This window comes from Micromonospora sp., assembly GCF_048594385.1.
GTDB lineage: Bacteria > Actinomycetota > Actinomycetes > Mycobacteriales > Micromonosporaceae > Micromonospora > Micromonospora wenchangensis.
Genome location: NZ_JBMDWU010000060.1, coordinates 1 through 7,178 on the forward strand (window position 1 = coordinate 1; position 7,178 = coordinate 7,178).

A 7,178-nucleotide genomic window follows, 5' to 3' on the forward strand; every position below is an offset into this window, starting at 1 on the left:
ACCGGGGAGCCCGCTACCACGGCGCCATCCAACTGCTGGTGGAGCCGACCGGTCGACGGATGGCCGGGAAGTGGGTCGGGTTCGGTAAGGACATGGACGTCAACACCGGCCCCTGGGAGCTGACCTTCCAGGACGCCTCGACCTCCAAGGCGACGCTCGACCGCTACAACACCCCGCCAGGGTAGGCACTGCGGTCAGAGCGTGTCGTAGACGTCGCTGCGGTGACCGAGGTGGACCACGGACGATCAACTCCTGATCGCGGACCGTGTAGACGATGCGATGGTTGCCGACGCGGATTCGGAGCAGCCCGGGATAGCCGGTGAGTGCCTTGACTTCAGCAGGGCGCGGCTCGGTGGCCAGTGCGGCGATAGCGGCGACCAGGCGCGCCTGCACGGGGCGGTCCAGTTTGCGCAGCAGCTTGGCGGCGTCGCGCTCGATGTGAACGGTGTGTCGGTGTGGTCACAGGCCCAACTCGCGGCGCAGTTCGGTCAGCGGAACGGGCGTGTCGCCCTCGTCGATGCGGGCCAGGGCCTCCCGGGCGGCAGCGACGTCGGCGGCATCCTCGGCGCGTTCGATCGCCTCGGCCAGCTCGGCGGGGACGATGGCGGCCAGTCGCTGCCCACGCCGGGTGACGTAGGTGATCCGCCCGGCGTAGTGGGCGCGGGAGACAACGTCCGCAAGACTGTCGCGGGCATCGGAGATCGGCAGTTCGGCGGCGGGCTCGCTCATGGCATCAATTGTACAACTCGTACGATTCGTACGAGCCTTGACGGGCGCAGCCAGCACCCCACAGCGTGCCCCACGAGAGCCGACGGGCTCCCTTCCGATCGGCGTCGGGAGGGAGCCCGGTTCCGGCTCAGTGTGACGTCACTGCTTGACGTGGGCGTTGACGAACGAGGGGTAGCCGAAGACGCTGGAGTTGAACACCCCGCCCACCTTCGAGCCGTGCACCGCGTAGGCCACGTCCACGAAGAGCGGCACCACCGGGGCGTACTCGGTCATGATCCGCCGGTCGAGCTTGCCCCACTCGGGCCCCTGGTCGGCCGGGGGCATGGCCTGGATGCGGTCGATCTCGGCGTTGACCGCCGGGTCGTTGAAGTACGCCTGGTTGCTGTTGCCCTCGGCCTTGATCGTGCGGCCGTCGTAGAGCACCGGCAGGATCGACGCGCCGCTGGGCCAGTCGGCGGCCCAGTTGCCGATGTAGAGGTCCCACGGGTTGTTCTTCTTCTTGATCTCGTCGAGTTTCGCGTCGTCCGGGATGTTCCGCAGCGTGATCCTGAATCCGGCACGTTCCAGGTTGGCCTTGAGCTGGGTGCCCATCTGCTGCTCGGTGGTGTTGTCGGCCACCCCGAGAACCAGCTCCGGGGTCTTGCCGGCGAGCAGCTCCTTGGCCTTGTCGATGTCGCCGTTGGCACCGGCCGGGTAGGCATCGTACGCCTGGTAGCCGATGGTGGACGGCGGCATCAGGGTGGTCATCGGCTGGGCGACGGTCTGCCCGCCGAGCGCCTTGACCAGGCCGTCGCGGTCGATGGCGTAGTTGAGCGCCCGGCGGACGGCGAGGTCGGTGACCCGCTGGTTGTTGATGACGAGCTGGTTGGCGCTCGGCGTCGGCGACAGGACGCTGCGCGACTTGAGACCCCGGTCCTGGGCGACCCGGGCGACCAGCGAGGCCGGCACGTAGTTCCAGGCCAGCGCGCTCTGGTCGGTGCCGTCGTCGGCGATCACCCGGTTGACGGCCGCGTCGGCGGTCGGCCCGAAGGTCCAGACGAACTGGTCCGGGTACTGGTGGCGGACCGGGTCGGTGGCGGCGTCCCAGTGCGGGTTGCGGTCCAGGGTGAGCTGCACCCCGGCCTGGTTCTTGGCGATCTTGTACGGCCCGGAGGAGAACGGCCGCTGGTCCAGGTTGACGCCCGTGTCCTGGTCCGGCCGCAGCGGCGCGGTGGTCGGCAGCGAGACCGCGAACGGCAGGTCGCAGCGCGGCTTGGCGAACTCGAACCGCAGCGTCTTCGCATCCGGGGTGGTCAGCCCCGGCGGCAGCGACGTCTTGTTCTTCCGGAAGTCCCACTTCGTGTCGTACTGCGGGGTGTCGGCCAGCCACTCCTGGAGGTAGGTGGGGCCGCCGGTCAGGTCCGGGTCGAAGGAGCGGGCGATGCCGTACGCGATCTCCTTGGAGGTGATCGGGCTGCCGTCCTCGAACTTCACCCCGTCCTTGATGGTGAACTCCCAGACCCGGCAGTCGCTGTTCACGTTGTTGCCCGGGTTCTGCGCCAGGTCACCGACCAGGACCAGGCCACCGTTGCCGTCGTCCTTCCAGGTGGTCAGGTAGCGGGCGAACAGCGGGTTGGCCATCAGGCCGGCGAACGAGTACGTCCGCTGCGGGTCCAGGTGGGAGATGGGGGTCTCCCGGATGATGGTGAGGGTGCCGCCCCGGGTCGCCCCGTCGACCTCGGCGGCGGGGCCCTGGGAATCCTTCGGGTCGGTGGCGATCACCCCGGTCTGCTGCCGGTCGGTGTCCACGGTGGTGCCCTCGCCCGTGTTCTCCGAGCAGGCCCCCAACGCCACCACCAGGGCGATCGCCCCGCCGACGGCGGCTGCTGCGCGTGGTCGCATCTCCTACCTCCTCCACCCGGCCAGCGGCGGAGGTGACCGCCGACGTCCGGGATCGTCAAGAAGAAAAACTTCGGACTGTTTAGCAGATTGCGGTAACTTCCACCGTCCGACGGGCCGGTCAGCGCAACCGCACCCGGGGGTCGATCGCCGCGTACAGCAGGTCCACCAGCACGTTCGCCAGCACCACGAAGACCGCCGCGATCAGCACGGTCGCCATGATGGTGGGCAGGTCACCGGCGCGCACCGCGTCGACCGCCGTACGCCCCATGCCGTTGAGGCCGAAGGTCGTCTCGGTGATCACCGTGCCGCCGAGCGCACCGCCGACGTCCAGGCCGGCGATGGTCACCACCGGCGTGATCGCCGCGCGCAGCGCGTGCCGCCCGTACACGGTGCGTCTGGCCAGGCCCTTGGCCCGCGCGGTGCGAACGAAGTCCTCCGACAGCGTCTCCAGCATCTGCGCCCGGGACAGCCGGGCGTAGATCGCGGAGAACAGGAACGCCAGCGCCAGCCAGGCCAGCACCAGCCCGCCGGCCCACCGCAGCGGGTCGTCGGACAACGGCGTGTAGCTCGGCACCGGCAGCCAGTGCAGCGTGTAGACGAACACCAGCAGCAGCACCGCCCCCACGAAGTAGAGCTGCAACGACGCCCCGGCCAGCGAGAAGCCGATCGCCGCCCGGTCCAGCCAGGTGCCCCGGCGCAGCGCCGAGACCATGCCCAGGCCCACCCCGAGCAGCAGCCACAGCACCGCCGCCGGGACGACGATGCTCAACGTCACCGGCAGCACCCGGGCGATGGTGTCGCTGACCGCCTCGTTGGACACGTACGACCAGCCCAGGCAGGGTGCGTCGCACCGGCCGCCCTGGGCGCTACCGAGATCCCGGCCGGTCACGATGCCCTTCATGTAGCCGGCGTACTGGCTGATCAGCGGGTCGCGCAGGCCCAGCTCCTGACGGACCCGCTCCAGCCGTTCCGGGTTGCAGTTCTTGGGACACATGCCGGTGACCGGGTCGCGGGGCAGGGCGAAGAACATCAGGAAGCTGAGCACGCTGACCGCGAAGAGCGTCAACGCCGCCGAGAAGAGCCGCTTGACCAGGAACCGCGCCATCGCCGGGCCCTCCTACCGGGACGACTTCGGGTCGAGCGCGTCGCGCAGCGCGTCACCGAAGAGGTTGAAGGCGAACACGAGCGCGAAGATCGTGATGCCGGGGAAGAAGACGTACGCCGGGTCGGTCTGGAGGTAGTCCAGGCTGCGGTAGATCATCCGGCCGAAGCTGGGGGTGGCGTCGGTCAGCCCGACGCCGATGAACGACAGCGCCGCCTCGCTGGTGATGTACGCCGGCACCGCCAGCGAGAAGGACACCAGGATCGGCGCCCAGAGGTTCGGCAGCAGTTGCCGGAACAGCATGTGCCCCAGTCCCGCGCCGCTGGCCCGCGCCGCCTCCACGAACTCCCGCTCACGCAGCGCGATCACCTGCCCGCGTACCAGCCGGGCGGTGCCCGTCCAGCCGAACAGCGCGAAGATGGCGATCAGCACCCCGATCTGGAAGGCGGCCGGCACCTCCTCCCGCTGGCCGTAGAAGCGCAGCGCGATGGTCGGCGTCAACGCCAACGCGATGATCAGGAACGGCATCGCCAGGGTCAGGTCGGTGACCCAGTTGACCACCGCGTCCAGCCAGCCGCCCAGGTAGCCGGCGACGGTGCCCAGCACGACACCGATCGCCGCCGTGGTCACCGCCGCCGCCACGGCGATGAACAGCGAGGTACGCAGCCCGTGCACCAGCCGGATGAAGATGTCCCGGCCCAGCCCCGGTTCCAGCCCGAACCAGTGTTCCCCGGTCACCCCACCGGCGTAGCCGAGCGGCATCCCGAAGCCGTCCAGCCGGGACTGGAACTGCTCCCGGGGACCGGTCCCGTACGCCCACTCGATCAGCGGCACGGCGAGCGCCACCAGCACGAAGAAGACCAGCATCCCGCCGCTGACCAGCCCGGTCCGGTCCCGCCGCAGCCGGGCCCAGGCGAGTTGGCCGGGCGAGCGCCCGACGAACCCGGAACCGGGCCGGTCGCCACCCGTCGCGGTCTCGGCCTCGACCAGCGTCGCCGGATCGACCGGGGACACACTCATGTCGCCACCTCCTCGGCGTCGCCGCCGATCCGATCCGCGCCGGCACCCACCACGGCGCCGCCCGGCCCGGCCGGCGGCGGTCCGGTCTCCGGGAAGTGGCAGGCGGTGGCGTGCCGGCCGCCGCCGTCGACCACCAGCGCCGGCTCCTCACGGGCGCAGACGTCCCGCGCCCGGGGACACCGGGTCCGGAACCGGCAGCCCGACGGCGGGTCCAGCGGCGTGGGCACGTCCCCGGTCAGCCTGATCCGTCCCGCCCCACCCGGCGCGGTCACCTCCGGGACCGCCGACAGCAGCGCCCGGGTGTACGGGTGCCGGGGAGACCGGTAGATGTCGTCCCGCTCGCCGATCTCCACGATCCGGCCCAGGTACATGACCGCGACCCGCTGGCAGAAGTGCCGCCCCACGGCCAGGTCGTGCGCGATGAACACGAACGCCAGGCCGAGGTCGCGTTGCAGGTCCCGCAGCAGGTTCACCACCTGCGCCTGGATCGAGACGTCGAGGGCGGAGACCGGCTCGTCCGCGACGATCAGCTTCGGCCGCAGGGCCAGCGCGCGGGCGATCCCGACCCGCTGCCGCTGCCCGCCGGAGAACTCGTGCGGGTAGCGGTTGTAGTGCTCCGGGTTCAGCCCGACCAGCTCCAGCAGCTCGCGGACCCGCGCCTTCACCCCGCCGGGCGGGTCGATCCCGTTGACCTGCAACGGCATCGCCACGATCCGCCCGACGGTGTGCCGGGGGTTCAGCGAGGCGTACGGGTCCTGGAAGATGATCTGGAGGTCCTGCCGTAGCGGACGCAGCTCACGCCGACGGGCGTGGGTGATGTCCCGGCCGGCGAACTCGATCGTCCCGGCGGTCGGCTCCAGCAGCCGGACGAGCATCCGGCCGGTGGTGCTCTTGCCGCAGCCGGACTCCCCCACCAGGCCCAACGTCTCGCCGGGCCGCACGTCGAAGTCAAGCCCGTCCACGGCCCGCACCAGCCCCCGCGACCGCAGGCCGGTGCGGACCGGGAAGTGCTTGGTCAACCCCCGCACCCGCAACAACGGCTCGCCCGCGACTGCGGGACTCCGCTGCGCCACGTTCCTCGCGCTCATGGCAGCCGCCTCTCGCCCGCGACTGCGGGACTCCGCTGCGCTACGTTCCTCGCGCTCACGGCAGCCGCCTCTCGCTCAGGGACCCGGCGGCCAGGCGGGTGCGGTCGTCGGCGGGCAGGTGGCAGGCGACCAGGTGGCCGTCCGCGCCGGCCGGGACGAGCTGCGGCACCTCGGCGCGGGAGCGGTCACCGGCGTACCGGCAGCGGGGGTGGAACGCGCAACCGGCCGGCAGGTCGATCAGCGAGGGCGGGTTGCCCGGGATGGGCACCAGGTCCGCGTCCGGGTCGCCGTGCAGCGACGGCACGCTGGAGAGCAACCCCCAGGTGTACGGGTGTTGCGGCCGGCGGAGCACCTGCGTCACGCTCCCCCGCTCGACTACCCGCCCGGCGTACATGACCAGCACGTCGTCGGCGACCTGGGCGACCACCCCCAGATCGTGGGTGATCAGCACGATCGCGGTGTGGAACTCGGCCTGGAGGTCGGCGAGCAGGTCGAGGATCTGGGCCTGCACCGTCACGTCCAGCGCGGTGGTCGGCTCGTCGGCGATGACCAGGGCCGGGTCGTTGACCAGCGCCATCGCGATCATCGCCCGTTGCCGCATCCCGCCGGAGAACTCGTGCGGGTACTGGTCGTAGCGGCGGGCCGGCTGCGGGATGCCCACCCGGTCGAGCATGTCCACGGCACGGGTCCGCGCCGCCCGCCGCCCCGACCGGGGGTGGTGCACCCGGTACGCCTCGGCGATCTGCCGCCCCACGCTGTAGTAGGGGTGCAGCGCGGAGAGCGGGTCCTGGAAGATCATCGCCACGTCGCGGCCGCGCAGCCGGCGTACCCGGTCCTCGCCAAGGCCGACGAGTTGCCGTCCGCCGACGCTGATCGTGCCGGTGACGGTGCCGCGTCGGGGGTCGTGCAGGCCGAGCACGGCCAGCGCGGTGACGCTCTTGCCGGAGCCCGACTCGCCGACGATGCCGAGCGTCCGGCCGCGCGGCACGGCGAAGGACACCCCGTCGACCGCGCGCACCACGCCGTCGGCCGTGTCGAACCGCACCCGTAGGTCGTCCACCCGCAGGTACGGGTCGTCGCCGCGCGGCGCCGGCACGGCCGGGCCGGCGTCGGGCCGGCCGGGCGGCGCTGCTTGCGGACTGTCCACGACCGCCTCCCTCGGGTTGTAGGGAACCTACAACAAACAGCCGAGGCTGAAAATAAGCTACGGACAGCGAGCTGGCGCCGGACCACAGCGTAGCGAGTCGATGACCCCACCGCGCGCCCTCGGCCGCCCTGTCCGAACCGGCCCGAACCGTCGCGGCCCGCGTCGCCGTGCGGTGTCGTCGCCCGCCGCTCGCACCAGGGGTGCGACCATG

6 protein-coding genes and 2 pseudogenes are annotated in these 7,178 nt (G+C 71.4%); 1 reads left to right on the forward strand and 7 read right to left on the reverse strand.

The window, feature by feature from the left end; translation table 11 throughout:
• Positions 1-185: pseudogene (locus ACOJTC_RS02895) on the forward strand (DNA-binding protein); the annotation flags it as partial.
• Positions 186-194: 9 nt separating this feature from the next.
• Here the strand turns inward: ACOJTC_RS02895 and ACOJTC_RS02900 are convergent.
• From ACOJTC_RS02900 to ACOJTC_RS02930, 7 genes and pseudogenes are all read right to left on the reverse strand, one after another.
• Positions 195-393, reverse strand: a pseudogene (locus ACOJTC_RS02900) (type II toxin-antitoxin system RelE family toxin).
• A gap of 66 nt (positions 394-459) precedes the next feature.
• Entirely contained in the window at positions 460-729 is a 270-nt protein-coding gene (locus ACOJTC_RS02905) for a type II toxin-antitoxin system prevent-host-death family antitoxin (protein ID WP_420115625.1), read from the reverse strand.
• A 138-nt stretch (positions 730-867) separates the two neighbouring features.
• Positions 868-2,610, reverse strand: coding sequence for an ABC transporter substrate-binding protein (locus ACOJTC_RS02910; protein ID WP_420115626.1), 1,743 nt, complete (start codon positions 2,608-2,610; stop codon positions 868-870).
• A gap of 118 nt (positions 2,611-2,728) precedes the next feature.
• Positions 2,729-3,715 (reverse strand): ABC transporter permease, encoded by a 987-nt coding sequence (locus ACOJTC_RS02915; protein WP_420115627.1) that lies wholly within the window; start codon positions 3,713-3,715, stop codon positions 2,729-2,731.
• A 12-nt stretch (positions 3,716-3,727) separates the two neighbouring features.
• Positions 3,728-4,732: an ABC transporter permease gene (locus ACOJTC_RS02920; protein ID WP_357929630.1), complete on the reverse strand. Its 1,005-nt coding sequence runs from the start codon at positions 4,730-4,732 to the stop codon at positions 3,728-3,730.
• A complete protein-coding gene (locus ACOJTC_RS02925) occupies positions 4,729-5,820 on the reverse strand; it encodes an ABC transporter ATP-binding protein (RefSeq protein WP_420115628.1) in 1,092 nt (363 codons plus the stop codon). Before ACOJTC_RS02925 ends, ACOJTC_RS02920 begins: the two co-directional genes overlap by 4 nt.
• Before the next feature lie 55 nt (positions 5,821-5,875).
• Positions 5,876-6,916 carry an ABC transporter ATP-binding protein gene (locus ACOJTC_RS02930; protein WP_420115629.1) on the reverse strand — a complete coding sequence of 347 codons (1,041 nt, stop codon included), beginning with the start codon at positions 6,914-6,916 and terminating at the stop codon, positions 5,876-5,878.
• Between the last annotated feature and the right edge of the window lie 262 nt (positions 6,917-7,178).